Origin of the sequence: Nonomuraea sp. NPDC049758 (assembly GCF_040674635.1) — a bacterium.
Lineage (GTDB): Bacteria > Actinomycetota > Actinomycetes > Streptosporangiales > Streptosporangiaceae > Nonomuraea.
The window spans coordinates 672,711-698,858 of the sequence record NZ_JBFAMZ010000003.1; the positions used below are offsets into that span (position 1 = coordinate 672,711).

At 70.8% G+C, this 26,148-nt stretch carries 21 protein-coding genes and 2 rRNA genes; 2 read left to right on the top strand and 21 right to left on the bottom strand.

What is annotated here, in order from left to right; translation table 11 throughout:
• Window positions 1-43: 43 nt before the first annotated feature.
• Window positions 44-1,066, top strand: a complete 1,023-nt coding sequence (locus tag AB0J46_RS11290) for a M48 family metallopeptidase (RefSeq protein WP_364329552.1) — start codon at window positions 44-46, stop codon at window positions 1,064-1,066.
• 21 nt (window positions 1,067-1,087) lie between these two features.
• Here AB0J46_RS11290 and AB0J46_RS11295 read toward each other — a convergent pair whose 3' ends face one another.
• The 19 genes from AB0J46_RS11295 to AB0J46_RS11385 form a co-directional block, all read right to left on the bottom strand.
• The gene (locus AB0J46_RS11295; protein ID WP_364329554.1) at window positions 1,088-3,091 is read right to left on the bottom strand and encodes a protein kinase; all 2,004 of its coding nucleotides are present in this window, start codon (window positions 3,089-3,091) and stop codon (window positions 1,088-1,090) included.
• Window positions 3,092-3,182: 91 nt separating this feature from the next.
• A complete protein-coding gene (locus AB0J46_RS11300; RefSeq protein ID WP_352325645.1) occupies window positions 3,183-3,359 on the bottom strand; it encodes a hypothetical protein in 177 nt (58 codons plus the stop codon).
• A gap of 50 nt (window positions 3,360-3,409) precedes the next feature.
• On the bottom strand, window positions 3,410-4,693 hold the full coding sequence (locus AB0J46_RS11305) for a glutamate-5-semialdehyde dehydrogenase (protein ID WP_364329557.1): 1,284 nt from the start codon (window positions 4,691-4,693) through the stop codon (window positions 3,410-3,412).
• A 10-nt stretch (window positions 4,694-4,703) separates the two neighbouring features.
• Window positions 4,704-5,834, bottom strand: coding sequence for a glutamate 5-kinase (gene proB, locus AB0J46_RS11310; protein WP_364329628.1), 1,131 nt, complete (start codon window positions 5,832-5,834; stop codon window positions 4,704-4,706).
• Between the two features lie 584 nt (window positions 5,835-6,418).
• Window positions 6,419-7,771 carry a GTPase ObgE gene (gene obgE / locus AB0J46_RS11315; RefSeq protein WP_364329559.1) on the bottom strand — a complete coding sequence of 451 codons (1,353 nt, stop codon included), beginning with the start codon at window positions 7,769-7,771 and terminating at the stop codon, window positions 6,419-6,421.
• A gap of 137 nt (window positions 7,772-7,908) precedes the next feature.
• Window positions 7,909-8,166 carry a 50S ribosomal protein L27 gene (rpmA, locus tag AB0J46_RS11320; protein WP_012893687.1) on the bottom strand — a complete coding sequence of 86 codons (258 nt, stop codon included), beginning with the start codon at window positions 8,164-8,166 and terminating at the stop codon, window positions 7,909-7,911.
• Window positions 8,167-8,181: 15 nt separating this feature from the next.
• The gene (gene rplU, locus AB0J46_RS11325; RefSeq protein WP_049575732.1) at window positions 8,182-8,484 is read right to left on the bottom strand and encodes a 50S ribosomal protein L21; all 303 of its coding nucleotides are present in this window, start codon (window positions 8,482-8,484) and stop codon (window positions 8,182-8,184) included.
• Between the two features lie 208 nt (window positions 8,485-8,692).
• Window positions 8,693-11,434: an Rne/Rng family ribonuclease gene (locus AB0J46_RS11330; RefSeq protein ID WP_364329561.1), complete on the bottom strand. Its 2,742-nt coding sequence runs from the start codon at window positions 11,432-11,434 to the stop codon at window positions 8,693-8,695.
• Window positions 11,435-12,097: 663 nt separating this feature from the next.
• Window positions 12,098-12,850 (bottom strand): TIGR03936 family radical SAM-associated protein, encoded by a 753-nt coding sequence (locus tag AB0J46_RS11335; protein ID WP_364329564.1) that lies wholly within the window; start codon window positions 12,848-12,850, stop codon window positions 12,098-12,100.
• Window positions 12,851-13,002: 152 nt separating this feature from the next.
• Entirely contained in the window at window positions 13,003-14,913 is a 1,911-nt protein-coding gene (locus AB0J46_RS11340) for a TIGR03960 family B12-binding radical SAM protein (protein ID WP_358283962.1), read from the bottom strand.
• A 69-nt stretch (window positions 14,914-14,982) separates the two neighbouring features.
• Window positions 14,983-16,146, bottom strand: coding sequence for a rod shape-determining protein RodA (gene rodA, locus AB0J46_RS11345; RefSeq protein WP_364329568.1), 1,164 nt, complete (start codon window positions 16,144-16,146; stop codon window positions 14,983-14,985).
• Window positions 16,143-18,191, bottom strand: coding sequence for a penicillin-binding protein 2 (gene mrdA, locus AB0J46_RS11350; protein ID WP_358283958.1), 2,049 nt, complete (start codon window positions 18,189-18,191; stop codon window positions 16,143-16,145). Before mrdA ends, rodA begins: the two co-directional genes overlap by 4 nt.
• Window positions 18,188-18,652, bottom strand: coding sequence for a rod shape-determining protein MreD (gene mreD / locus AB0J46_RS11355; RefSeq protein WP_352328456.1), 465 nt, complete (start codon window positions 18,650-18,652; stop codon window positions 18,188-18,190). The genes mrdA and mreD overlap by 4 nt, the downstream gene beginning before the upstream one ends.
• A 90-nt stretch (window positions 18,653-18,742) precedes the next feature.
• Complete coding sequence (gene mreC, locus AB0J46_RS11360; protein WP_352328455.1) at window positions 18,743-19,621, bottom strand: rod shape-determining protein MreC; 879 nt, start codon at window positions 19,619-19,621, stop codon at window positions 18,743-18,745.
• Complete coding sequence (locus tag AB0J46_RS11365; protein ID WP_352358052.1) at window positions 19,621-20,652, bottom strand: rod shape-determining protein; 1,032 nt, start codon at window positions 20,650-20,652, stop codon at window positions 19,621-19,623. Before AB0J46_RS11365 ends, mreC begins: the two co-directional genes overlap by 1 nt.
• A gap of 273 nt (window positions 20,653-20,925) precedes the next feature.
• Window positions 20,926-21,336 (bottom strand): nucleoside-diphosphate kinase, encoded by a 411-nt coding sequence (gene ndk, locus AB0J46_RS11370; protein WP_352358020.1) that lies wholly within the window; start codon window positions 21,334-21,336, stop codon window positions 20,926-20,928.
• Window positions 21,337-21,502: 166 nt separating this feature from the next.
• Window positions 21,503-23,080, bottom strand: a complete 1,578-nt coding sequence (locus tag AB0J46_RS11375) for a hypothetical protein (protein WP_364329573.1) — start codon at window positions 23,078-23,080, stop codon at window positions 21,503-21,505.
• Between the two features lie 11 nt (window positions 23,081-23,091).
• On the bottom strand, window positions 23,092-23,433 hold the full coding sequence (locus tag AB0J46_RS11380; protein WP_364329576.1) for a DUF4233 domain-containing protein: 342 nt from the start codon (window positions 23,431-23,433) through the stop codon (window positions 23,092-23,094).
• A complete protein-coding gene (locus AB0J46_RS11385) occupies window positions 23,430-24,755 on the bottom strand; it encodes a folylpolyglutamate synthase/dihydrofolate synthase family protein (protein WP_364329579.1) in 1,326 nt (441 codons plus the stop codon). Before AB0J46_RS11385 ends, AB0J46_RS11380 begins: the two co-directional genes overlap by 4 nt.
• 155 nt (window positions 24,756-24,910) lie before the next feature.
• Here AB0J46_RS11385 and AB0J46_RS11390 point away from each other — a divergent pair, with 155 nt between their 5' ends.
• Window positions 24,911-25,744: a carbohydrate-binding protein gene (locus AB0J46_RS11390; RefSeq protein ID WP_358283946.1), complete on the top strand. Its 834-nt coding sequence runs from the start codon at window positions 24,911-24,913 to the stop codon at window positions 25,742-25,744.
• A gap of 120 nt (window positions 25,745-25,864) precedes the next feature.
• On the opposite strand, the gene rrf is transcribed toward AB0J46_RS11390, so the two are convergent.
• Both rrf and AB0J46_RS11400 read right to left on the bottom strand, forming a co-directional pair.
• Window positions 25,865-25,981 (bottom strand): 5S ribosomal RNA (rrf, locus tag AB0J46_RS11395).
• A gap of 70 nt (window positions 25,982-26,051) precedes the next feature.
• Window positions 26,052-26,148 (bottom strand): 23S ribosomal RNA (locus AB0J46_RS11400); the annotation flags it as partial.

The following is a 26,148-nucleotide window of genomic DNA, read 5'->3' on the forward strand; positions in this document are numbered from 1 at the left end:
GATGTCCGCGCATCACATCCGTTGCGGACGTAGCATGCCGGGCATGACGACCACCCCGGACCGCAACCGCGTCCAACTGCCCGGCATCTCGTCCCGAGCCTACGAACACCCCGCAGACCGGTCCGCCCTGGTCGCTCTGCGTAAGTTGAGTGGGTTCGACACGGTTCTCAAGCAGATGTCCGGTCTTGTGAGTGAGCGCCGCCTTCGCCTGATGTACCTGGCGTCGTCCGTGCGCGTCAGCGAGACCCAGTTCCGCTCCCTGTACGACATGGGGCGCGACGCGGCCTACATCCTCGACCTGCACCGCATCCCGGAGATCTACGTCCAGCAGGACCCGCAGGTCCAGGCCAAGGCCATCGGCTTCGACGACCCGTTCATCGTCGTCACCACCGGCCTGCTCAACCTCATGGACGAGGAGGAGCAGCGCTTCGTCATCGGCCACGAGACCTCGCACATCCTGTCGGGTCACGCTGTCTACCGGACGATGCTCGACATCCTCACCCGCCTGGCCACGCGCGTCGCCTGGATCCCGCTCGGCTACATCGGGTTGCGCGCGATCGTCGCGGGCCTGGAGGAGTGGTACCGCAAGTCGGAGCTCTCCTCCGACCGCGGCGGCCTGCTGACCGCCCAGAACCCCGAGTCGGCCAAGCGCGCCCTGATGAAGCTCGCCGGCGGCGCCTACACCCACGAGATGAACATCGAGGCGTTCCTGGAGCAGTACCAGGAGTACGACACCGCGGGCGACCTGCGCGACGGCTTCCTCAAGGTGCTCAACCTGCTCGGCACCACCCACCCGTTCGCCGTGGTGCGCGTCGCCGAGCTCGACAAGTGGCAGCGCAGCGGCGAGTACGACCGCATCATCGGCGGCGACTACCCCCGCAGGGAGGACGACGCCAACGCACGCGTCACCGACGAGATCAAGGCGGCGGCCGAGTCCTACCGCGCCTCCTGGTCCCAGTCGCAGGACCCCTTCATCGGCGTGCTGCGCGACGTGGCCGAAGGGGCGGTGAACGCGGGCGAGCGCATCTTCAACCGCTTCTCGCGCCGCGACGGCGGCCAGGGCTGACCGGCCGGCCGTCCTCGCCGCCTACAGCAGGAGGGCGATCGCGCGCACGGCGGCCGCGCACAGGGCGACGAACCCGCCCAGCACGGCCAGTGCGCGCAGCCCTTCCCTGCGCAACTCCGGCAGCTTGCCGCCGATCCGCTCGATCTCGCGCCCGGTGATACCGCCGCACAACATGCCGAACACCACCGCCGCGACCGTCACGGGCGCCGGCTGCTGCCACCAGTCGGAGTCGATCTGACCGCCACCGGTCACCCAGAGCGCACCGCCCGACGCCACCGCGACGGGCACTCCCGGCCACACCACGGCGGTCGCCGCCGCCCCGGTCAGCGCGAACGGGAACAGCAACACGCGCAGCGCGATCCGCATGCGACGCGCGCTGCGCTTCCTGACCAGCCAATGACTCATCCAGAGCGTCCTGGTCAGCACCACGAACGCGGTCGTGATGGCGATCGAGGCGATCGGCCAGATCACCGACGTCACCACGCACGGCACCGCCAGCACCGCGAGCAGCAGCAGAGCCGTGTTGCCCGCGGGCAGCGTGGTCGGCGCCTCGCCTCTCAGCCTGGTCCGCCGGCCGTCCTGTGACCTGCTCCGCACGGCCGCCGTCGCCCGCGCGCGCGGGCCCGTCTTGGGGTCGGCGCCGGTCCTGGTCCGGGGCGTGGCGGCCTTGCCGTCGGTGTTCGTCCTGCCCCGCGGCGGCGGGACCGCGCCGTCGGCCCTGACCCGCGTCCCGTCGGCGCCGGTCCTGGCCCGCGTCCCCTCCGTGCCGGTGCGGGTGCGCGTCCCTTCCGTGCCGGTGCGGGGACGTGTCCCCTCCGTGCCGGTGCGGGGACGTGTCCCCTCCGTGCCGGTCCTGGGGCGGGCGCCCTCCGTGCCGGTCCTGGGGCGGGGGGCGGAGGCCGGTCCGTCCGTGCCCGGCCTGGGGCGCGCGGCCGAGGCGGCGCCGTCGGCCCGGTTCCGCGCGGCGGGCGGTTCCGTCCGGTTGCGCGCCGTGGGCGGTTCCGTCCTGTTCCTGGGTACGGGCGTCTTCCCGTCCACGCCGGTACGCGTGCGCGGCACGGGCGTCTTCCCGTCGGTGCCCGTACGGCCGCGCGGCACGGGCGTCTTGCCCTCCGTGCCGGCCCGGCCGCGGGGCGCGGGGACCTCGGCCGTCGTGCCGTTCGCCCGGCCTCGCGCGCTCTCGCCCCTGGACGCCTCCTCGGCGGCCGCGGGCGCGTCGCCGTCGGGCCCGTTCGTGGCCTTGGCCAGCCGGGAGAGCCGGTCGGCCAGCAACGCCGCGGTGGGCCGCTTGCCGGGCTCCCGGTTGAGCGCCGCCCGCACCAGCGGCAGCAGCGCCACCGGCACGCCCTTGAGGTCGGCCTGCCCGTTCAGCACCGCGTACATCTGCGCCTCGGCCGTGCCACGCCCGAACGTGGGCCGCCCGGTCGCCGCGAACGCCACCGTCGCGGCCCAGGCGTGCACGTCGGCGGGCGAGTCGACCTGCTCGTCGGCGAAGATCTCCGGTGCGGTGTAGCCCGGCGTGCCGAGGAACGTGCCCGTCATGGTGAGCCGGGTCGCGTCGAGCACCTGCGCGATGCCGAAGTCGATGAGGACCGGCCCCTCGGTGCCCATGATGATGTTGCCCGGCTTCAGGTCGCGGTGCACGACCCCGGCCGCGTGGATGATGGCCAGCGCCGCGGCGATGCCCTGCGCCATGTGCACGAGCTGGCCCAGGTCGAGCGGCCCGCTCTGGCGTACGCGCTCCAGCAGCGTGACGCCCTCGATGTGCTCCATGACCAGGTAGGGCCGGGCACAGCTCAGGTCGGCGTCGAGCACCTTGGCCACGTAGGGGCTCTCGACCCTGCGCAGCGCGCGCACCTCGCGCTCCAGCCTGACCCGGGACATCTCGTCCTCGGCCAGGTCGTGGAGGACCTTGAGTGCGACCTGCTCGCCACGGCGGGTGGTGGCGAGGTAGACCTCGCCCATGCCGCCTCGGCCGAGCCGCTCGACCAGGCTGTACGGCCCGACCTTGCCGAGCTTGCTCACCGTCCCTCCCCGCCCGGCGCGCCCATAAGGGACACAACCCTAGCGCTGGGACGACAGTTGACGCCCGCGGCGCGCCGGAGCCGTTGAACCTTTATCGGGGTGAACGGTCGGAGAGCATGCTGTCGAGCTCGGCCGTGGGTTCCTCGGCCAGGGGCTTGCGGCCCTTCCTGCGCCAGTTGACGTGACCGCGGCTCTCCAGCCAGAGCAGCAGACGGTCGGCGCCGAACAGCACCGCGGCCGAGAAGACAAGGGCGACGACAATTTCCATGACACCCAGTCAACCCAGGCCGCGGGCCGCCGGTCAGCCCGACACGCCGACTAACCGCAAGCCGGTCCGGGCACCACAGTGCCTTCTGACGTGCGCAGATGCCCTTCTCCCGTGTAGATCCACTTGGTGGAGGTCAGCTCCGGCAGGCCCATCGGGCCACGCGCGTGCAGCTTCTGCGTGGAGATGCCGATCTCCGCGCCGAACCCGAACTCGCCGCCGTCGGTGAACCTGGTCGAGGCGTTCACCGCCACGGCCGCGGAGTCCACGAGCGAGACGAAGCGGCGGGCGGCCGGCTGCGACCGGGTGACGATCGCGTCGGTGTGCCCCGAGCCGTAGCGCCGGATGTGGGCCACGGCCTCCTCCAGCGAGCCGACGACGGCGGCGGCGATGTCGAGCGACAGGTATTCGGTGGCGAAGTCGTCGTCGGTGACCGGCACGACCTCGCCGTAACCGGCGATGCGCTCGTCGCCGTGGACGGTCACCCCCGCCTCGGCCAGCGCCCGCAGCGCGCTCGGCACGAACGCGTCGGCGACCCCCTCGTGGACGAGGAACGTCTCGGCCGCGTTGCACACCGACGGCCGCTGCGCCTTGGAGTTGACCAGGATCTGCACGGCCAGGTCGAGATCGGCCTCCGCGTCGACGTAGACGTGGCAGTTGCCGACGCCGGTCTCGATCACCGGGACCGTGGACTCCTCGACCACCGAGTTGATCAGCGCCGCCCCGCCGCGCGGGATCAGCACGTCGACCAGCCCGCGGGCGCGCATCAGCTCCTTGACCGACTCCCGCGTCGTACCGGGCACCAGCTGCACCGCCCCGGCGGGCACCTGCGTGCCCGCGAGCGCCTCCTGCATGATCCGCACCAGCGCCGTGTTGGAGGAGTAGGCACTCGACGAGCCTCTGAGCAGCACCGCGTTGCCGCTCTTGAGGCAGAGCGCGGCGGCGTCGACCGTGACGTTGGGACGCCCCTCGTAGATGATGCCGATCACGCCCAGCGGCACCCTGAGCTGCCGCAGCTCCAGCCCGTTGGGCAGCGTGCTGCCCCGGACGACCTCGCCGACCGGGTCAGGCAGATCGGCCACCTGCCGCACGGCCTCGGCGATGGCCTCGATCCTGGCCTCGTCGAGCCGCAACCGGTCGATCATCGCCTCGGACGTGCCCTGGGCCCGCGCCCGCTCGACGTCTTCGGCGTTGGCCTCGACGATCTGGGCCGCGTGCGCGACCAGGGCGTCGGCGATCACCCGCAACGCCCGGTCCTTGGGCGCCCGCGGCAGCGGGGCCAGCTCGGCGGCGGCCTCTCGTGCCGCGCGGGCGACCTTCAGGAACTCCTCGGACATCGCGTGCTCCTCACTGGTGACGGGTTTCCAGTATGACGATGTCGTCGCGGTGAATCAGCTCGCGTTCATATTCCGGACCGAGCGCGCTGGCCAGCTCCTTCGTGGAGCGGCCGAGCAGCCCCGGGATCTCCACCGCGTCGAAGTTGACCAGGCCGCGCGCCACCACGCCGCCCTGCGGCCCGCACAGGTCGACCGGGTCGCCCGCGGCGAACTCGCCCTCCACGGACGTCACGCCGGCGGGCAGCAGCGACTTGCGCCGGCCCACGATCGCCTCGACCGCCCCCTCGTCGAGGTGCAGCCGGCCGCGCCCGGTGGTGGCGTGGGCGAGCCACAGGAGCCGCGTGCCGGGGTGGCGGCCGCCGGGGTGGAAGTAGGTGCCGATGTCGGCGCCGGTGAGCGCCTGGGCGGCGTGGGCGGCGGCGGTGAGCACGACCGGCACGCCCGCGCCCGTGGCGATCCTGGCCGCCTGCACCTTGGTCACCATGCCGCCGGTGCCGACCGCCGCGCCGTTCCTGCCCAGCTCGACGCCGACCAGGTCCTCGGGGCCGCGCACCTCGGCCAGCCGGCGCGAGCCGGGCCGGCTCGGCGGGCCGTCGTAGAGGGCGTCGACGTCGGACAGCAGCACCAGCGCGTCGGCGTGGATCAGGTGGGAGACCAGCGCGGCGAGCCGGTCGTTGTCGCCGAACCTGATCTCGTCGGTCGCGACCGTGTCGTTCTCGTTGACGATCGGCACGATGCCCAGCTCCAGCAGCCGCGCCAGGGTGCGCTGGGCGTTGGCGTGGTGGGCGCGGCGCATCATGTCGTCGGCGGTCAGCAGCACCTGGCCGACGCGCAGGCCGTAGCGGGCGAAGGAGGAGGTGTAGCGCGCGACCAGCACCCCCTGGCCGACGGAGGCGGCAGCCTGCTGGGTGGCCAGGTCGCGTGGCCGCGCCGACAACCCCAGCGGGCCGAGACCCGCCGCGATCGCTCCCGACGACACCAGCACGATCTGCGCCCCGGCACGCCGCCGCGCCGCCAGGACGTCGACCAGGGCGTCGACCCGGTCCACGTCGATCATGCCCTGGGGGGTGGTGAGCGAAGAGGAGCCGACCTTAACGACGACCCTCGACGCTGAGCTGATCTGTTCCCGCACGCCTGACAGCCTATCCGCGCCCCACCCCCACCCCCGTCCCGCTTTCACCCCCCGCAGAACCGCAACCGCCGCGTGCCCCACCGACGGTCCCCCGTCCGCCCCCGCCCCCAGGGCCGTCACCCCCGAGAAACTTCAGCGACCCACCGCTTGAGCCACCGCCTCCGGACACTTCGCTCTCTGTGGACTCACAGCGGTCCCACCGCACGACCACCGCCGCCAGGGCCGCCCGCACAGAAGGCCGGCGATCCCACCCACGACCACCACCCCCGGCCGCTTCACCCCCGTGGAACCCGCAGCGGTCCCGCCACGAGAACCACCGGCGGACACGTTCGCGACACGCCCGCCACCTGGAGCCACCCACACGACGGCCCCAGCCGACGGCCACCTCAAATGGCAGTCACCAGCCGACGGCCACGCCACGCGGCATCACCAGCCGACGGCCACCCCATACGACGGTCACCTCAAACGGCGGTCACCAGCCGACGGCCACGCCAGACGGCATCACCAGCCGCGGCCACCCCACACGACGGTCCCAGCCGGCAGCCACCCCACATGGCAGTCACGCCTAGACGACCGTCACCCCCCGGCAGCGGTCAGCCCAGGCGGTTGTCCGAGCCGCGTGGCCCCTGCCGCACCGACTCGGCGCTGAGCGTCGGCTGCCAGTCGAAGACGTACCCGCCCTCCATCGGCCCGATGACCACCTCGGCCCCCGCCTTGGCGCCCGCCTTGACCAGCTCATCCTCCACGCCGAGCCGTTCGAGCCGGTCGGCCAGGTACCCGACGGCCTCGTCGTTGCTGAAGTCGGTCTGCCGGATCCACCGCTCGGGCTTCTCCCCGGTGACCTGGAACAGGTTCTCGTTGACCCGCCGTACCTTGAACCCGGCCTCACCGAGCTGCTTGGGCCTGATCACCAGTCGGGTCGGCTCCTCGACCGGCTTGTTGGCCCTGGCCGCCGCCACCCACTCGCCCATCGCGTACGTGAGCTCCCGCAACCCGTCGTGCGTGGCCGCCGAGATGACGAAGACCTGCAGCCCCCGCTCCTCGAACTCGGCCCTGACCAGGTCGGCCAGCTCCCGCGCGTCGGGCACGTCGGCCTTGTTCAGCACGATCATCCGCGGCCGGTCCTCGAGCTTCCCGTACGCCCGCAGCTCGGCCTCGATCACCTCGTAGTCGGTGACGGGGTCGCGCCCCGGCTCCATGGTCGCGCAGTCGATGACGTGCACGAGCATGTCGCAGCGCTCGACGTGGCGCAGGAACTCGTGCCCGAGCCCCTTGCCCTGCGAGGCCCCCGGGATCAGCCCGGGCACGTCGGCGACCGTGAACACGTTCTCGCCGGCCGTCACGACCCCCAGGTTGGGGATGAGGGTGGTGAACGGATAGTCCGCGATCTTCGGCTTGGCCGCGCTCAGCGCCGCGATCAGCGACGACTTGCCCGCGCTGGGGAACCCGACCAGCGCCACGTCGGCGACGCTCTTGAGCTCCAGCATGACGTCGAGCCCGTCACCGGGCTCCCCCAGCAGCGCGAACCCGGGCGCCTTCCGCCGGGACGTGGCCAGCGCGGCGTTCCCGAGCCCGCCGTGACCGCCCTGCGCGATCACGTACCGGGTGCCGGCCCCCACGAGGTCCACCAGCACCTCACCGGTGTTGGCGTCCTTCACCACGGTCCCGTTCGGGACGGCGAGGATCACGTCGTCGCCGTTGGCGCCGTCGCGGTTGGAGCCCTGCCCCTGCTTGCCGTTGTCGGCCTTGCGATGGGGACGGCGGTGGTAGTCCAGCAAGGTCGCGGTGTTGGCATCGACCTCAAGGATCACGTCGCCGCCACGGCCGCCGTTTCCCCCGTCGGGGCCGCCGAGCGGCTTGAACTTCTCCCGGTGGATGGAGGCGCACCCGTTCCCTCCGTCACCGGCCTTGACGTGCAGGACCACCTGGTCCACGAAGTCCGGCATCCAGCTCTCCTCCATCAAGCCCACCAGGGCAATACAAGATCAATCACAACATGGCGCCCGCGCAGGGCCCCAGAAAACGCCTAAGGGGTGGATCGACAGGCGATCCACCCCTTGAAGCAACACCGAAGCGAAGCTGATTACTCCGCGACGGGAACGATGCTGACGGCGCGACGACCGCGCTTGACGCCGAACTGCACGTGGCCGGCGGCCAGCGCGAACAGCGTGTCATCGCCACCGCGGCCGACGTTGTCGCCGGGGTGGAAGTGGGTGCCGCGCTGACGAACGATGATCTCGCCCGCGTTCACCAGCTGGCCGCCGAAGCGCTTGACGCCCAGGCGCTGAGCGTTGGAGTCACGGCCGTTCCGGGTGGACGACGCGCCCTTCTTGTGTGCCATCTCTCAAACTCCCGATCAGGCCTGGTCGATACCGGTGATCTTCACCTGGGTGTACCGCTGACGGTGACCCTGGCGCTTCTTGTAACCGGTCTTGTTCTTGTACTTGAGAATGCGGATCTTCGGGCCCTTGGTCTCGCCGAGGATCTCGGCGCTGACCGTGAACTTGCCCGCCTCGGTGGTCACATCGCCGTCGTTGACGACGAGCACCGTCGGCAGCGAAACCGAAGAGCCGACCTCGCCGGCGACCTTGTCCACCTCGAGGACGTCACCGACGGAGACCTTCTGCTGCCTGCCGCCGCAACGAACGATCGCGTACACCGCGGAACCCTTCTACTGACTCGCTGTTGACCTCAGCCGCCCCGCATCGAGGCGGCCGCCGAATGCTGCGCCTATCATTCGGCCTGTCTCAAACCGACGAACCGAGTAAGCGCGCCAACAGGGCACGTCACCTGACGCACCGATTCACCAGGGTACCGCTTAACGGTGCCCTAGGCGAACCGGACGGATCGTCGGAAGCCTGCCGAGGCTACTCGGCGGACTTGGCTCGGCGGGAGCGTCGCCGCCCTCTGCCGGAAGTCTGGCTGGCCTGGTCGTCCTCAGCCGGGACGTCATCAAGCGCACCGGTCACGGTATCACGGCTGGCGGAGTCCTTGGCCGCGGAAACCTTGTCCGAGACCGCCTTCTCGATCGCCATCTTGCCCTGCGTGCCGCGCGGCTCCGGCTTGGTCTCGACCGGCTCGGTCGAGACGATCAGCCCGCGCCCGTTGCAGCACTCGCAGGCCGTCGAGAACGCCTCCAGCAGCCCCTGACCGACCCGCTTACGCGTCATCTGCACCAGGCCCAGGGAGGTCACCTCGGCGACCTGGTGCTTGGTCCTGTCGCGCGCCAGGCACTCCAGCAGCCGCCGCAGCACCAGGTCGCGGTTGGACTCCAGCACCATGTCGATGAAGTCGATCACGATGATGCCGCCGATGTCCCGCAGCCGCAGCTGGCGCACGATCTCCTCGGCCGCCTCCAGGTTGTTCCTGGTGACGGTCTCCTCGAGGTTGCCGCCCTGGCCGGTGAACTTGCCGGTGTTGACGTCGACGACGGTCATCGCCTCGGTACGGTCGATCACCAGCGAGCCGCCGCTCGGCAGCCACACCTTGCGCTCCAGCGCCTTGCCCAGCTGCTCGTCGATCCGGTACGACTCGAACACGTCGCCCTGCCCGGTGTCCCAGCGCGACAGGCGCTCGGCCAGGTGCGGCGCGACGTACTTGACGTAGTCGTCGACGGTGTCCCAGGCGTCGTCGCCCTGCACGACCAGCGAGGTGAAGTCCTCGTTGAACACGTCGCGCACGACCCGGATGGTCAGGTCGGGCTCGGCCGACAGCAGCTCGGGCGGGCTGGCCGACTTGGCCTTCTTCTGGATGTTCTCCCACTGGGCCGACAGCCGGGCCACGTCGCGGGCCAGCTCGTCCTCGGAGGCGCCCTCGGCCGCGGTGCGGACGATCACACCGGCGTTCTCCGGCATGACCTTCTTCAGGATGCTCTTGAGCCGGGTGCGTTCCTTGTCGGGCAGCTTGCGGCTGATGCCGGTCATCGACCCGTCCGGCACGTACACCAGGTAGCGGCCGGGCAGGCTGATCTGCGAGGTGAGCCGGGCGCCCTTGTGGCCGATCGGGTCCTTGGTGACCTGCACCAGCACCGACTGGCCGGACTTCAGCGCCGCCTCGATGCGCTTGGGCTGGCCCTCCAGCCCGGCGGTGTCGAAGTTCACCTCACCGGCGTACAGGACGGCGTTGCGCCCCTTGCCGATGTCCACGAACGCGGCCTCCATCGACGGCAGCACGTTCTGGACCTTGCCCAGGTAGACGTTGCCGACGTAGGACTGGCTGGCCTCGCGGTTGACGTAGTGCTCGACGAGCACGCCGTCCTCCAGGACCGCGATCTGCGTACGGTCCCCCTGACGGCGCACCACCATCATGCGGTCGACGGACTCGCGGCGGGCCAGGAACTCCGACTCCGTGATGATCGGCGGACGCCTGCGGCCGAGCTCGCGCCCCTCGCGGCGGCGCTGCTTCTTGGCCTCCAGGCGGGTCGAGCCGCGCACGCTCATCACGCCGTCGGTGGCGGTCTCCAAGGAGGCGGCCCGGCCAGAGCGCGGCGCGCGGATGCGCACCACCGTGTTCGGCGGGTCGTCGCTGGAGGGCTCCAGGGTCTCCTCGGTGCCGCGGCGGCGACGACGGCGACGGCGACGCGAGCCGGCGGCCTCTTCCTCCTGAGCCTCCTCGCCCTGGTCCTCGCCTTCCTCCTCGTCGCCTTCCTCGCCGTCCTCGGCCTCGTCACGCTCGCGCGACTTGCCGCGGCCCCGGCCGCCGCGACGGCGCCGGCGACGACGGCCGCCGCCCTCCTCCTCCTGCTCGTCGGAGGTGTCGAGGTCGCCCTCGTCCTCGACGACGATCTCGTCGACCAGCTCCTCGATCTCCTCGGGCTCCGGCTCCGGCTCGGGCCGCCGGATCACGGCGGGCTTGCCCTGGCTGGGGTCGGGGGCCTGGAACAGCGGCGCGAAGATGGCCGCGGGACGCTGGAACGCCGTGCCCGGCTCGTCGTGCCTGCGCGCGCTCAGCCCGAAGGGGTCGGCGAGCAGGCTCGGCCGGTCAACGTCCTCGTCGAGGTCCTCGCCGGCGGGCTCGTCGTCGAGCGGCTCGTCCTCGGGCAGGATCTCCAGGATGTCCTCGTCGGCCGCCTCGGCGGTCTCGGGCACGGTGACGGCCACCTCGACGTCGGAGGGCGTCGCGACGACCTCGACGTCGGCGCCCGCGGGCGCCTCGACGACGACCTCTTCTGCCTTCTTCCGTGTACGCCGCCGCTTCGGCGCCTCGGCCTCCTCCTCCGGGAGCGCTCCCGCGATCTCCGGCTCGGCCTTCTTGGTCGTACGGCGGCGTGTCGTGGTCGCGGTGGACCGCGTGCGCGTGGCCCTCTTGGGCTTCTCCTCGGGAACGTCGGCGGCTTCCACCGCGGCCTCGGCCACGGCGGCCTCGACCACACTGGCCACCTCGCCGGCCTCGGCCGGGCCACCCGCGTACGCGGGGCTCTCGGCCTCCGGCGCGCCCGGACTCTGCACCACGGGCGCCACGACCGGCTCGGCCGCACCGGCCACCCGCCCGGCGGCCTCCCGCCGCTCGCCGGCCGGCGCCACGACGGGTTCCACGGTGGGCTCTGCCGACGTGCCGGCCTGCGAGGCGGCAGGGCTCTCGGCCTGCTGCGGCGCCGGCCCCTCGGTCACGACAGCCCCAGGCGCACCGGCCCCGGCCGCAGCACCACCAGGCACACCGGCGCCGCTCACGACACCTTCAGGCGCCCCAGCACCGGTCGCGGCGCCTTCAGGCGCACCGGCCACAGTGGAGGCCCCCTGCGGCGCACCGGCTCCAGCCACGGCGCTCTCGGGCGCGCCGGCCTGTGCCTGAACGCCCTCCGGGCCGCCCTCGGCGGCTCCGGCCGGGCCTGCCGGCGCTTCGGGCGCCGCCGCGCGGGCCCGGGTTCTCCGGCCGCGCCCGGCGTCGGGCGCTGGTTCTCCGGCAGCACGCTGCACGGCGTTGGTCTGCACCGGTTGCACATCGGCAACCGACGGCGCGGCCTGGGCGGCCGCGACGGTGATCGGGGCGGTGGCGGCCGGCTCCTCCGGCAGCTCCGGCGGAGGACCCGCCGGGCGGCTCGCGGAACGGCGGCGCCTGGTCACCTTGGGCTGTTCAGTTGTCTCCCCGTCAGGGCCAGTGGCCCCGGCGTTGGGCTCGTTATCGAGCATGCGGGCGCTCTCCCGTCAGCTCCCGGGCGCGTCGCCGCGCCGCGCAGGAGCCCTCGTGTCTCGTTGTCCGCCCCCGCCTCCGGAAAGGAGGCGCGGGCGCCAAGTCCTGTCAGCGGTGGCGCCCCGCTCGCGCAGGGCACCTCCTTAGCCGACGACGTGCTCACCCGCCGGTCCCGCCTCGCCGCCGCGCGTCGTATCGCGGTCAAGGCCGAGCGGGTCGGCAAGCGCACCGGTACCGGCGTCGAGCGGCCCCTGCGCCAGCCTGGTCACCTCGGGGGGGACCGGCGGCGCGAAGTCGGCCACAAGGCGCAGCCCTGTGAGCACATCATCGGGTCGAACGGCAGGCGTCATGTGCCGAACAACCATGCGCAGTATGACACACGTCTGTCCTGGCACCTGAGCTGCGGTTCTGTCTGTTCCCTCGGACACCACGAGCCTCAGGACGGCCTCCCGCGCGTCGAAGCGCCGGGGGCCCTTCTTGGTGAGGCGCTCGACCTCCACGGTGCCCGCCGCGAGGAACTTCTCCACCGCCGTCTCGGCGAGCTCGCGATCGGCCCCGGGCAGGCGTACCTCCCAGTCGGAGACCTCCAGGCGGTCGGCCAGCCCCCCCGGGCCCGCCTGCACGACGTCGAGCACGTCGAGACCGGGCGGCAGTGACGCGTCCAGGCTCGACTTGACCTGCTCGGGGTCGCACAGCCTGGTGACACCGATCTCGAGGTATTCGGCCTCGCTGGCGACACCGGTCGGCGCTGCGCCCGCGTAGGAGATCTTCGGATGGGGCGAGAAGCCCGCGCTGAAGGCCACCGGAATGCCGGCACGGCGGACCGCCCTCTCGACGGCCCGCGAGATGTCGCGGTGACTGGTGAAGCGCAGACGTCCGCGCTTGGCGTAACGCACACGAAGGCGCTGCACCGTAGGCGCGGGCGGAGGCCCGTCGGGAACAGGTTTCAGAGCTTTGCGTCCTTCCCTTGTAAGAGTTCCTTCTCCCAGGATAAGCCGCCGCGGCACGTGTATGTGTACGCCGTGACACGGCTCGCCCACTGAGCGCGCTAGACCACGGTGAGAGGAAGGAGCTTGCGCCCTGTCGGGCCTATCTGGATCTCGGTGCCCATGGTCGGGCAGACCCCGCAGTCGTAGCACGGGGTCCAGCGGCAGTCTTCGACCTCGCCGCCGGACACGGCCTCCTGCCAGTCCTGCCAGAGCCATTCGCGGTCGAGCCCGGCGTCGAGGTGGTCCCACGGAAGGACCTCGTTCTCGGCCCGCTCACGCGTGGTGTACCAGTCGACGTCGACGCCCGCCTTCTCGGCGGCCTGCATCCATCGGTCGTAGGAGAAGTGCTCGCTCCACCCGTCGAACCTGCCGCCGGCCTCCCAGACGGCCCTGATCACCGCGCCGACCCTGCGGTCGCCGCGCGAGAGCAGGCCCTCCACGATGGACGGTTTGCCGTCGTGGTAGCGGAAGCCGATGGCCCGGCCGTACTGCTTGTCGCCGCGCAGCGAGTCGCGCAGCGCCTTGAGCCGCCGGTCGACGGTCTCGTGGTCGGCCTGCCCGGCCCACTGGAACGGGGTGTGCGGCTTGGGCACGAACCCGCCGATGGAGACGGTGCAGCGGATGTCGCGGCTGCCGGTAGCCTCACGGCCCGCCTGGATGACCTTCTTGGCCAGGTCGGCGATGCCGAGCACGTCTTCGTCCTGCTCGGTGGGCAGGCCGCACATGAAGTAGAGCTTCACCTGCCGCCAGCCCTGCGAGTAGGCGGTGGTGACCGTGCGGATGAGGTCTTCCTCGGTGACCATCTTGTTGATCACCTTGCGCATGCGCTCGGAGCCGCCCTCGGGGGCGAACGTGAGACCCGAGCGCCTGCCGTTCCTGGAGAACTCGTTGGCCAGGTCGATGTTGAACGCGTCGACCCGGGTCGAGGGCAGGGACAGCGAGGTGTTGGTGCCCTCGTAGCGGTCGGCCAGGCCCTTGGCGACCTCGCCGATCTCGGAGTGGTCGGCCGAGGACAACGACAGCAGGCCGACCTCGTTGAAGCCGGACTCCTTGATGCCGTTGTCGACCATGGCGCCGATCGTGGTGATCGAACGCTCCCGCACCGGACGGGTGATCATGCCCGCCTGGCAGAAGCGGCAGCCGCGCGTGCAGCCGCGGAAGATCTCCACGCTGAACCGCTCGTGCACCGTCTCGGCCAGCGGCACCAGCGGCTTCTTCGGATAGGGCCACTCGTCGAGGTCCATCACGGTGTGCTTGTGCACCCGCCACGGCACCTCGGACCTGTTGGGCGCGACCCGCTTGATGCGCCCGTCGGGGTGGTAGTCGACGTCGTAGAACTTCGGCACGTAGACGCCGCCGGACTCGGCGAGCCGCATCAGCAGCTCGTCGCGCCCGCCGGGACGCCCCTCGGCCTTCCACTCACGGATGACCTCGGAGATGGCGATCGAGATCTGCTCGCCGTCGCCGAGCACGGCCGCGTCGAGGAAGTCGGCGATCGGCTCGGGGTTGAAGGCCGCGTGACCGCCGGCGAGCACGATCGGGTCGTCCTCGCCCCGGTCGACCGCGTTGAGCGGGATCCCGGCCAGATCGAGCGCGGTCAGCATGTTGGTGTAGCCCAGCTCCGTCGAGAACGACAGGCCGAGCACGTCGAAGGCGCGCACCGGCCGGTGGGCGTCGACGGTGAACTGCGGCACGCCCTCGGCCCGCATGAGGGCCTCCAGGTCCGGCCAGACCGCGTAGGTGCGCTCGGCCAGGGTGCGGGGCAGCTCGTTGAGGATCTCGTAGAGGATCGCCACGCCCTGGTTGGGCAGCCCGACCTCGTAGGCATCCGGGTACATCAGCGCCCACCGTACGTCGGCGGAGTCCCAGTCCTTGACGGTCGAGTTGAGCTCACCCCCGACGTACTGGATGGGCTTCTGCACCTTGGGCAGCAGCGCTTCCAGGCGGTGGAATATCGACTCGACAGGCATACCGTCCAGGGTAGCGGCGCGCGGACGGTGACAAATCCGGCCCGCCGGCGGACGGCCCCCGTTACGCGCTCAGTTGAACGACTGCCGCCGCACTCTGATGGCCAGAAGCAGCCCTACCGCCATGAGGTTCGCGAACGTGGCAGTGCCGCCATACGACACGAAAGGCAGCGGCAGACCGGTGATCGGCATGATCCCGATCGTCATCCCGACATTGATGAACGTCTGGAACGCGAACCAGCACACGATCATGCCCGCGACCAGCGTGCCGAACCGGTCGTCGCAGTGTCTGGCGATCTTCAGCCCGCGCAGCAGCACCACGCCGAGCAGCAGCACCACGGTGACCGACCCGATGAACCCGAACTCCTCCCCCGCCACCGTGAAGATGAAGTCGGTGTGCTGCTCGGGCACGAACCGGCCGGTCGTCTGCCCGCCGCCGAAGAGCCCCTTGCCCAGCAGTTGCCCGGAACCGATCGCGATCAGCGACTGCGTGCTGTTGTAGCCCACCCCGCGCGGATCGACCTTCGGATCGACGAACGCGGTGAACCGCGCCACCTGGTACGGCTCCAGCAGGTTGAACCAGAACACGCAGAACACCCCGGCCGCCGCCACGAGCACCAGCCCGACGATCCACCGCTTGCGCACGCCCCCGATCACCAGCCCCGCGGCCGTGATCACGGCGAGCACGAGCGCCGTGCCGAGGTCGGGTTGCAGCATCACCAGCCCCATCGTGATGCCCGCCGCGACCAGGGCCAGCGTGATGTCCAGGGCCCGCGGCCGGTCGCTGCCCTCGGCGGGCTGGGCCAGCAGCATCGCGATGATCAGCAGCAGCCCGACCTTGGCGAACTCCGACGGCTGCACCGCGAACCCGCCTCCGAGCAGGATCCACGAGTGCGACCCATTGATCGTCGCACCCAGCGGCGTGATCACCAGCGCCAGTCCCACCAGCGACACCAGGAACACCAGCGGCGCGTACGCCCGCATCGCCCGATGGTCGACCATCGCCACCACAGCGCACAAGGTCACACCGATGACCTCGTTGAGCAGGTGCTTCTTGACCAGCCCGGTGGCGCCGGGCGCCCACGTGCGGGTCGAGGACCACACCAGCAGGGTGCCGATCAGGCACAGCCCGGCCACCGCGACCAGCATCAGCCCGTCCATGCGGCGCACCACCGAGTGCTCGCCGATCGCCCGCTGGATGAGCGAGGGCCGCCGCGCGGCCACGGCGCGGTTCATTGGTGGATCACCGTCCCGTCGGGCGCGAACTTCGGCAGCTTGGTCGGGAGTCTTCCGCCGGGCACGGCGGCCGGCTCCCCCTTGAAGCCGTAGATGCCCTCGTAGATCTCGCGTGCGGCCGGCGCCGCGGTCGAGGCGCCCATGCCACCCTGCGACACCATGACGACCACCACGAACTGCGGATTGTTGGTGGGCGCGAACGACGCGAACCACGAGGTGTCCTTCTTGCCCCACACCTCCGCGGTACCGGTCTTGCCGCCGATGCGCACCTTGTCCATCGGGAAGCCGGTGAACGCCCCCGCCGCCGTGCCGTCGGAGGGCACCTGGCTCAGCGCGTTCTTGATGTAGTTACGCTCCTTGTCGCTGATCGGCAGCTTGCCGACCACCGGCACGTCGATGGTCTTGACCACCTTGCCGTCGGGCCTCACCTGCGCCCACCCGATGCGCGGGCTGCGGACCTTGCCGTCGCTCACCAGCGCCATGTACGCCCGCGCGAGCTGCATCGGCGTCACCAGGACGTCGCCCTGGCCGATGGCGAAGTTGGCCGAGTCACCGGGCCGCAGCAGGAAGCCCTCGGTGCAGTTCTCCAGGGCCAGGCGTTTGAGGAAGTCGGCCCGCGCCCGGTCCTTCTCCTCCGGATATCCCTTGCGCGACCGCTCGCAGCTCGTGGCGCTGGTGCGGTTCCACAGGTCCTTCTTCCAGGCCCGGTCGGGGATGCGCCCGGAGGACTCGCCCGGCAGGTCGACCCCGGTCGGCCGGCCGAAGCCGAATGCCCTGGCCGTGTTGGCGAACACCTCCTTCGTGCGCTTCTTCGGGTTGCGCCCGCCGTCCTTCAGGTACTGCTCGTACGCCGCCCGGTAGAAGATGGTGTCGCACGACTTGACCAGCGCCGTGTGCAGGTTCATCTGCCCGAGGCCGATCCCCCGGAAGTTGCTGAAGGACCGGTCGCCCACCATGTACGCCCCGGGGCAGTCGTACGTGCCGTTGAGCGGATACCCGGCCCGCAACATCGCCGACACCGACGACACCTTGAACGTCGAACCGGGCGCGAACTGCCCGTTGATCGCCCGCGACACCAGCGGCTTACCCGACTTGTCCGACAACAGCCACTGGTACCCCTTGGCCGAGATGCCACCGGCCCAGATCTCCGGGTCGTACCCCGGCGCGCTGGCCACCGACACCACCCGCCCGGAACGCGCGTCGAGCACCACCGCGGCGCCGCCGTCGGCCCCGGGCGCGTTCTTCATCGCGTTGGCGAGCGCCTTCTCCGTCACCGCCTGCACCCGCGCGTCGATGCTGGTCACCAGGTGGTCGCCGGCGACCGGCGGCACCTGCTCCTCGACCCCGAGGGCCTTGCCCATCCGGTCGACCTGCACCCTGCGCAGCCCCGACTTGCCACGCAGCGCGTCGTCGTAGACGTACTCGATGCCGTCGCGCCCCGCCAGGTCGACGCCGGAGAAGCTGGCCTTGAGCCCCTCGCGCTTCTCCAGCTCCGCCTCGGTCACCGGCTGCAGGTACCCCAGCATCTGCGCTCCGGCCCGCCCGCCGGGATACTGCCGGACGGAGTGGATCTCCGCGGTGACCCCCGGGAACTCCTCCTGCCGCTCCAGGATCTGCAACGCCTCGCGCGTGTCCACCTTCTCGTCCAGCGGAACCGGCTGGTACGGCGACCCCGTCCAGCACGGCTTGCCCACCCCGGGCCCGCAGGGCGTGATGCGCTGCCGCAGGTCCTTGACCGGCCGGTCGAGCACCGAGGAGAGCCTGCGCAGCACGCTCATCCCCCCGCCCGGCATCCTGTTCAGCTTCGTCCGGTCGACGGACACGACCAGCGCCGTCCTGTTGCGCACCAGCGGACGCCCCGACGAGTCGAGGATCTGCCCCCGCACCGCGGGCACGATCACCGTGCGCGTCCTGGTCTCCATCGCCCTGGTCACGAACTCCTGGCCGCGCACGACCTGCACCTGCCACAGCCGTACGGCCAGCACGACGAGCAGCAGCACCACCAGGACGTGCAGCACCAGCAACCTGGTACGCATGCGGATCATGTCGAGTACCTCGGCTGTCTCCCCCGGGTGGCCAGCCAGATCACCACCGGCGCCACGATGAGCGTGTAGAGAACGGTGACGGGCACCTGCTGGGTCAGCGTCGCCAGCGACACCCGCGGATCGGACAGCAGCCCGGCCACCCCCACGGCCACCAGCGGCGCGATCAGCACGCACAGCACGACGGTCGTCGCCGGCCCGCCCGCGCCGCGCCCCGCCACATAACCGACCACGGCCAGCACGAACGCGTACTGGCCCATCAAATGCGCCGTCGGCGGCACCAGGTCCACCAGCAGCCCCGAGAAGAAGCCGACCATCGCCCCCGCCACCGGCCCGCGCTCCAGCGCCATGCCCACCACCGCCAGCAGCACCAGGTCAGGCGCGCCACCCGCCGGCAACGGCAGCCGGTTGACCAGCATGACCTGTGCCAGCAACGCCAGCACCACGACCATCGCCCCGATCACCGCGCCTCCGTCCCCGCCGAAAGCAGCACGCTTCTCATCCCCCGATCACCACACCAGCAGCGGCCTCGCCGGAGGCCGTGCCGTCGCCGATCACCGCGCCCCCTCCTTGACCGGCAGGACCGCGTCACGCGGATCCCGCTTGGGCCCTTCGACCACCACCCCGACCACGTCGAGCGCCGTCAGGTCGGCGAACGGCCTGGCGTAGGCGATCCGGGTCAGCTCCCCCGGCGTGGACTCCACCCGCTCGATCACCCCGATCGGCACCCCCGGCACGTACGGCCGCCCGTTCTTGGAGCCGAAGCTGACGATGCGACCGCCCCGCTCCATCGGCGCCGTCGAGTCGAGCAGCCGGAACTGCACGAGCCGCCCGTTCTCGCCCACCCCGTGCACCACGCCGATCTCCTGGCCGCCCTCCAGCCGCCCCCCGGCGGCCGAGGCGGGGTCGCTGAGCAGCACCACCGTGGAGGTGGCCGACGAGGCGTGGATGACCCGGCCGACCAGCCCATCACCGTTGAGCACCGTCATGTCGGGACGCACCCCGTCACCGGTGCCCACGTCGATCTGCACGCTGTCCTCGAACCCCGGCTGCCCGCGCCTGGCCACCACGTTGGCCGTGACCACCTTGTAGCCACCGGTGCCCGAGAGGCCGAGCAGCTTCTTCAGCTCCGCCGAGCGGGTGGCGTCGAGCGTGCTGGAGGACAGCCCGGCCCGCAGCCTGGCGTTCTCCTCCTGCAGCTGCTCGATGTGCCGCTGCGCGCTGGGCGCGCTGGCCAGGGCGTGCAGGAAGCCGCCGACGGGACGCACCACGCCCCCGCCGAACCGCTCGGCCGCGCCGAACACCCAGGACCCCGCCGAGCGCAGCGGACGCAGCGGTGAGCTGTCGCCCGCACGATGGTCGATGGTCAGGACGACCAGCGCCGCCATCAGCAGCACTCCCAGGATCAGCCGGGCCCGGCGCGAGTCTCTCATCAGTGCCGCGACTCCGGAACGAGCACCTGCTGCAGGGCCTCGAACTCCTCGGCGCACTTGCCCGAGCCGATGGCGACCGAGTCGAGGGCGTTCTCCACCAGGTGGACGGGCATGCCGGTCTCGGCCTTGACCCGTTCGTCGAGGCCCTTGAGCAGGGCACCGCCGCCGGTCAGGGCGATGCCGCGGTCCATGATGTCGCCCGACAGCTCGGGCGGGCACTTGTCGAGGGTGGTCTTCACCGCGTCGACGATCGCGTTGACCGGCTCCTCGGTGGCCTTGCGGATCTCCTCGCTCGACACGATGATCGTCTTGGGCAGCCCGCTGATCAGGTCGCGCCCCCGCACCTCGGCGTGGGACTCCTCGCCGTTGGGGCAGGCCGACCCGATCGCCATCTTGATCTCCTCGGCGGTGCGCTCGCCGAGCATCAGCGAGAACTCCTTCTTGGCGAACGTGATCACCGCCTGGTCGAGCTCGTCGCCGCCGATCCTGATCGACTGGCTGGTGACCACGCCGCCCATCGAGATGATGGCCACCTCGGTGGTGCCGCCGCCGATGTCGACCACCATGTTCCCGGTGGGCTCGTGCACCGGCAGCCCGGCCCCGATGGCGGCGGCCATCGGCTCCTCGACGATGTAGACCTTCCTTGCGCCGGCCTGGTATCCGGCTTCCTTCACCGCGCGCTGCTCGACGCTGGTGATGCCGCTCGGTACGGCGATGATGATGCGCGGCTTGGCGAAATGGCGTCGTCTGTGCACTCGTTGGATGAAGTAGCGCAACATCCGTTCGGTGACGTCGAAGTCGGCGATCACGCCGTCCTTCAGCGGGCGGACCGCGACGATGTTGCCGGGCGTACGACCGATCATTCGCTTTGCCTCGATGCCCACCGCCACGATCTTGCCTGTGGTGGTGTTGATCGCTACGACTGACGGCTCATTGAGCACGATGCCCCGGCCACGCACGTATACCAACGTGTTGGCGGTGCCCAGATCGACCGCCATGTCACGGCCGAGAAACGCGAGCTTGCTGCCCATGGGGAACGGAGCCCTCCGTATCGTCGTTCGCGAATGACTACGGATCGAATTCGAATCGTAACGTGACGTACCCACCAGTGAGCGCAATGAGCCCTCGCGCTCCACAAAAATCTCCAGCCCCTACCTCAACCTGGATTTTGCCCGAATTGCACCCACACGACCGGATCAACTGCGCCCACGCCTGCCAGACTCGGTGAACGCTACAACTCGCCGCCGACAAAAAGACGCGCCCGCACGGCGTCAAGCCGGCGGGCGCGCAGGTGAAGCTGACTGCTAGAAGCGGTCGGGGAAGAAGATCTTGATCTCCCTGGCCGCGGACTCGGGCGAGTCGGAGCCGTGGACGACGTTCTCGCCGATCTCCAGGGCGTGGTCGCCGCGGATGGTGCCGGGGGCGGACTTGACCGGGTCGGTGGCGCCGGCCAGCGCGCGGAAGGCCTCGATGGCGCGCGGGCCCTCAAGGACCAGGGCCACGAGCGGCGCCGACGTGATGAAGTCGACCAGCTCGCCGAAGAACGGCTTCTCGGCGTGCTCGGCGTAGTGCGCCTTGGCGGTGTCGGCGTCGAGGGTGCGCAGGTCCATCGCCACGACCTTGAGGCCCTTGCGCTCCACGCGGGCGATCACGTCACCGATGAGGCCACGCTTCACCCCGTCGGGCTTGATCAGGACAAGAGTGCGCTCGGACACGTGTGGTTCTCCTTTGAACAGATTCGGGTCGCGGCTACGGGCGCCTGGCCTGACCACGAGGGCGCTCCGCGGGACACGGGCCCTCGCGTCGCCATAGCCGTCGCTCAGCTTACCGTCCGCGTCCACACCCTCGGCGCCACAGGCATGACGCGCGCGGGCGAGAACCTCAGGACCGCTCGCCGTCCTCCGGCGAGGGCGCCTGCGGCGGCACCGCGGGCACGGGCTCGGCGGGCTCGTCCTCCTCCGGCGCGGGAGAGCCCTCGGGAACGACCGAGCCCCACGTCGTGACCGGCTCCTGGGCCACGGCCCCACGCTCACGACCGGCCCCGACCGCGACCGCGACCTCCGCCGGCTCGCCACCGGACGGCGGCTCCTCCTCCCGGGACGGCCGCCGCCCCATCACCGCCGCCAGCACGATCACGCCCACCAGCAGGAACCCGCCGATCAACGCCCACCAGTGCAACGCGCCCACGAAGCTGTCGACCAGCTCCTGGCGCGACCCGACCCCCTCCAGCATCCACATCTGCACGCCGGTGCCCAGCAGGTAGCCCGCCAGCACCCCGGCGACGCCCAGCGACAGCCCGAACGCCGCCGCCCCGATCCCGACCTCGCCGAGCGTGGCCGTGACCGCCACGGTCGCCCCCACCGCGAGCAGCGTGAACGGCACCGCCAGCACCATCCCGTCGGCCGACGGGACGACCAGCCGCACCGAGCACAGGCCGACCACCATCGCCAGCAGCCCGAGCGGCGCCGCGAGCCGCCCCACGCCCTTGGCGAACATCCGCATGCCCATCCCGGCGACGACCGCGAGCACCGCCGCCACCCCGAACGGCGTCCACAGCCCGCGCAGCCCCGGCCCGCCCAGACCGCCCATCTCCACCAGCGTGACCTGCGCCGTGCTCGGCAGCAGCACCACCCCGACGGCCACCATCGTGTACGCGTGCGTGCGGCCCTCCGCCCGGCCGATCGAGCCGAGCGCCAGCAGCCCGGCGATCGCCACCCCCGCCAGCAGGATCACCGGGACGACGCCCCACCCCGCGCTCGCCGTGCTGACCGCCACGACCGCGATGCCCGCCGCGGGCACGGCCGCGAGCAGCAGCCGGCTGCGCTCCCTGGCGTCCGGCGCGGGCGCGGGCCGCCGCCCGGCGAGCCTCCAGACCAGCAGGTACGCCGCCGCCAGCGCCAGCGCCACCCCGGTGGCCATCGGGTACGGCTGCAGCGTGACCTTCCAGCTCGTCACGTCGACCAGCGGCCAGAGCGCGAGCGCCTGAGCCTCCAGCAGGCTGACGCACAACACCCCGGCCCACAGGCCGCGCAATGCGGGCGTACGGTCCCAGACCGCCACCAGCGTGGCCGGCACGATCAGGCCGCCGCCGACGCCGCGCAGCACGCGTACGACGCCGACGACCAGCTCGGAGGCCGCGTATCCGCCCGCCGCGTCGGCCACCGCCACCAGCGCGAGCCCCGCGACCAGCACGTGAGCCACCTTCATCCGCCCCAACGCGACGGACGCGAGCGGCACCGTCAGCATCAGGGCGGGCAGCGCCAGCCCGTGCGTACGGCTCAGCCCGATCTGATCGAAGTCGCCCGGCAACAGGTCGGCGACCACGGACAGCGTGTTGGGGATCGCGACGATCGCCAGCGGCAACGCCACGAGGACGAGCAGCCCGAGCACCACGTCGAGCAGCCAGGAATGTCTGAGGCCAGCCGGAAGCGGCGACCGTTGAATCGGGGGGACGGCCATGTAGGCCGACTTTAGCGGGAAGTCACGCCCTCGACACGGCGAGCTACGATAATCGCGGTGATCCACAGCGCCGCGAAGATCGCGCCGAGGAAGAACATGGTCGGCACGAGGAAGCCCGTGGCGATGGCCAGCACCTGGACGACGCTGCCCATGACGTACCCGAAGGGCCGTTTGAGCAGGCCCGCGGCGACCACGCACAACACCAGCAGCCCGATGCCCACCGCGACGGCGAGCGCGGGGGCCACGCCGCCCACGACGATCGCCACCGGCGTGATGAGCCCGGCCACGATGGCCTCCATGCCGAGCACGCTCGCGCCGAGCCTGCGCATGCCCGGTGTGACCTCGAAATTCATCTCACACCATCCGCCTTGAGCAGATGCCGGGCATCTCCGGCCGTCACCACAGAACCGGTGATGAACACCCCGGTCCCGCTGAACTCGCCCTCCGCGTCGGCGATGCCGATGCCCCTGTCGATGGCCTCGTCGAGCCGCTCGACGACGTGCACGCGGTCCTCGCCGAACAGCGGCACGGCCAGCGCGGCGAGCTCCTGCGCCGACAACGACCTGGGCGAAGAGTTACGCGTCACCACGATCTCGTCGAGCATCGGCTCCAGCAGCTCCAGCAGGGTCTCGACGTCCTTGTCGCGCATGACGGCGACCACGCCGATCACCTTGGCGAAGTCGAACGCCTCGTGCAGCGCCTCCAGGCTCGCCTCCAGCCCGCCGGGGTTGTGCGCCGCGTCGATCACCACCGTGGGCGTATGCCGTACGACCTCCATCCGGCCGGGCGAGGCCGCCTGGGCGAACGCCTGGCGCACCAGGTCGGCGTCGAGCGGATCGTCGCCACCGGTCAGCGCCTCGACGGCGGCCAGCGCGCACACCGCGTTGCTGGCCTGGTAGCTGCCGTAGAGCGGCAGGTAGATCTCGTCGTAGACGCCCTTGAGCCCGCGCAGGGTGAGCAATTGCCCGCCCATCGCCATCTCCCGGCCGAGCACGCCGAACTCCAGCCCCTCGCGCGCCACCACCGCACCGACCTCGGCCGCGCGGCGCATCAGCACCTCGGCCGCGGCCAGCTCCTGCTGAGCGAGCACGGTCGTGGCGCCCGGCTTGATGATCCCGGCCTTCTCCCCGGCGATGCTCGGGATGTCAGGACCCAGACGATCCATGTGATCGAGGGAGATGGGCGTGATGACCGACACCAGGCCGTCGGCGACGTTCGTCGCGTCCCACGAACCGCCCATGCCGGCCTCGATGACCGCGACGTCGACCGGCGTGTCGGCGAACGCCGCGAACGCCATGGCCGTCAGCAGCTCGAAGAACTGGATGCGCCGGTGCCCCTGCGCGTCGGCCAGCTCGACGTAGGGCGCGATCTCCTCATAGACCTCGGCGAAGCGCTCCTCGCTCAGCGGCTCGCCGTCGACCGTGATGCGCTCGCGCACGGTGACCAGGTGCGGGCTGGTGAACCGGCCCACTCTGAGGTTGCGCTCGCGAAGCAGCGCCTCGGTCAGCCGCGCCGTGGTCGTCTTGCCGTTGGTGCCGGCGATGTGTATGACCGGGTACGCCCGCTGAGGCGAGCCGAGCAAATCCATGAGCGCAGCGATCCTGTCGAGCGTCGGCTCGAAATCCCACTCGACGCCCCGCTCCAGGATGGCACGTTCAACCGCACGATAATCCACCCCTCAACCCTACTGACCACGCGTAGCGGTCTGGACGCGGGGCAAACATATCGTGAATCGTATAGAAAATTAGAGGGTACTCACCCCCGCCGCAGGGTGCCACCTTGGAGAACAGCCTGCTCTACCCCCCAGCAGGCGCTTTCAAGGAGGCCATCGTGGAAGGCGAGAACACTCGCGAGGAAAGGCAGCGCGGAATCACCAGAAAGGCGCTGTTCAAGGCGGCTCTCATAGCTACACCGGTCCCGTTCCTGATCGGCGAGGTGCCGGCCCTGGCCCGCACCATGGCCGGGACCGGCCAGCAGCTGGAGCCCACCCCGTTCTGCGACGACGGTGACGATCTCACGATCTCGCAGACCGAGGGCCCCTACTTCAAGCCCAACTCCCCCCAGCGCTCGACCCTCCCCGGCTCGGGCACCCCGCTGACAGTGAGCGGATATGTGTTCGGACTGTCATGTCAGCCACTGGCGAACGTCCTGCTCGACTTCTGGCAGGCCGACACCAACGGCAACTACGACAACGTCACGTACAACTTCCGCGGGCACCAGTACACGAACGCCCAGGGGGCCTTCAAGCTCACCACCATCGTGCCCGGCCTCTACCCCGGCCGTACCCGGCACATCCACGTCAAGGCGCAGGCTCCGGGCCGCGGGATCCTCACCACGCAGCTCTACTTCCCGGGCGAGCCGCGCAACAACACCGACAGCATCTACGACCCGAGACTGCTCATGAACGTCCGCCCCGTCGGCTCGGGAAAGGAAGCGACGTTCGACTTCGTGCTCAACGTGCAGGGCGTGCCACCCACACAGACGCCCACTCCCACGCCCACGACTAGCCCGTCTCCGGGCGGCGGAACCTGGAAGGTTGGGGTGACCTACCAGGCGGGTGACCAGGTAACCTACGGCGGGTCGACGTACCGGTGCCTGCAAGGGCACACGTCAATGGCCGGTTGGGAGCCACCCAACGTGCCGGCCTTGTGGCAGCGCGTCTGACCCACTGGTCCCCGAACGCAAAAAAGGGCCACCCCGGCTGCTGGGGTGGCCCTGTTCGTGTTGTCATGCCTGTGAACGCAGAAAGGGCCCCGACCGAAGTCGGAGCCCTTCCAAAAGATTGTCCGGCGGTGACCTACTCTCCCACACCCTCCCGAGTGCAGTACCATCGGCGCAGAGAAGCTTAACTTCCGGGTTCGGAATGTAACCGGGTGTTTCCTTCCCGCCATAACCGCCGTAACCCTATGAAACACACAAACAGAACTGTTTGCTGTCTCAGAATTGCCTAGTGGACGCGAGCAAAAGCTTTGAGGTCAAGTCCTCGGCCTATTAGTACCGGTCAGCTCCACACATTACTGTGCTTCCACCTCCGGCCTATCAACCCGGTCGTCTACCGGGAGCCTTAC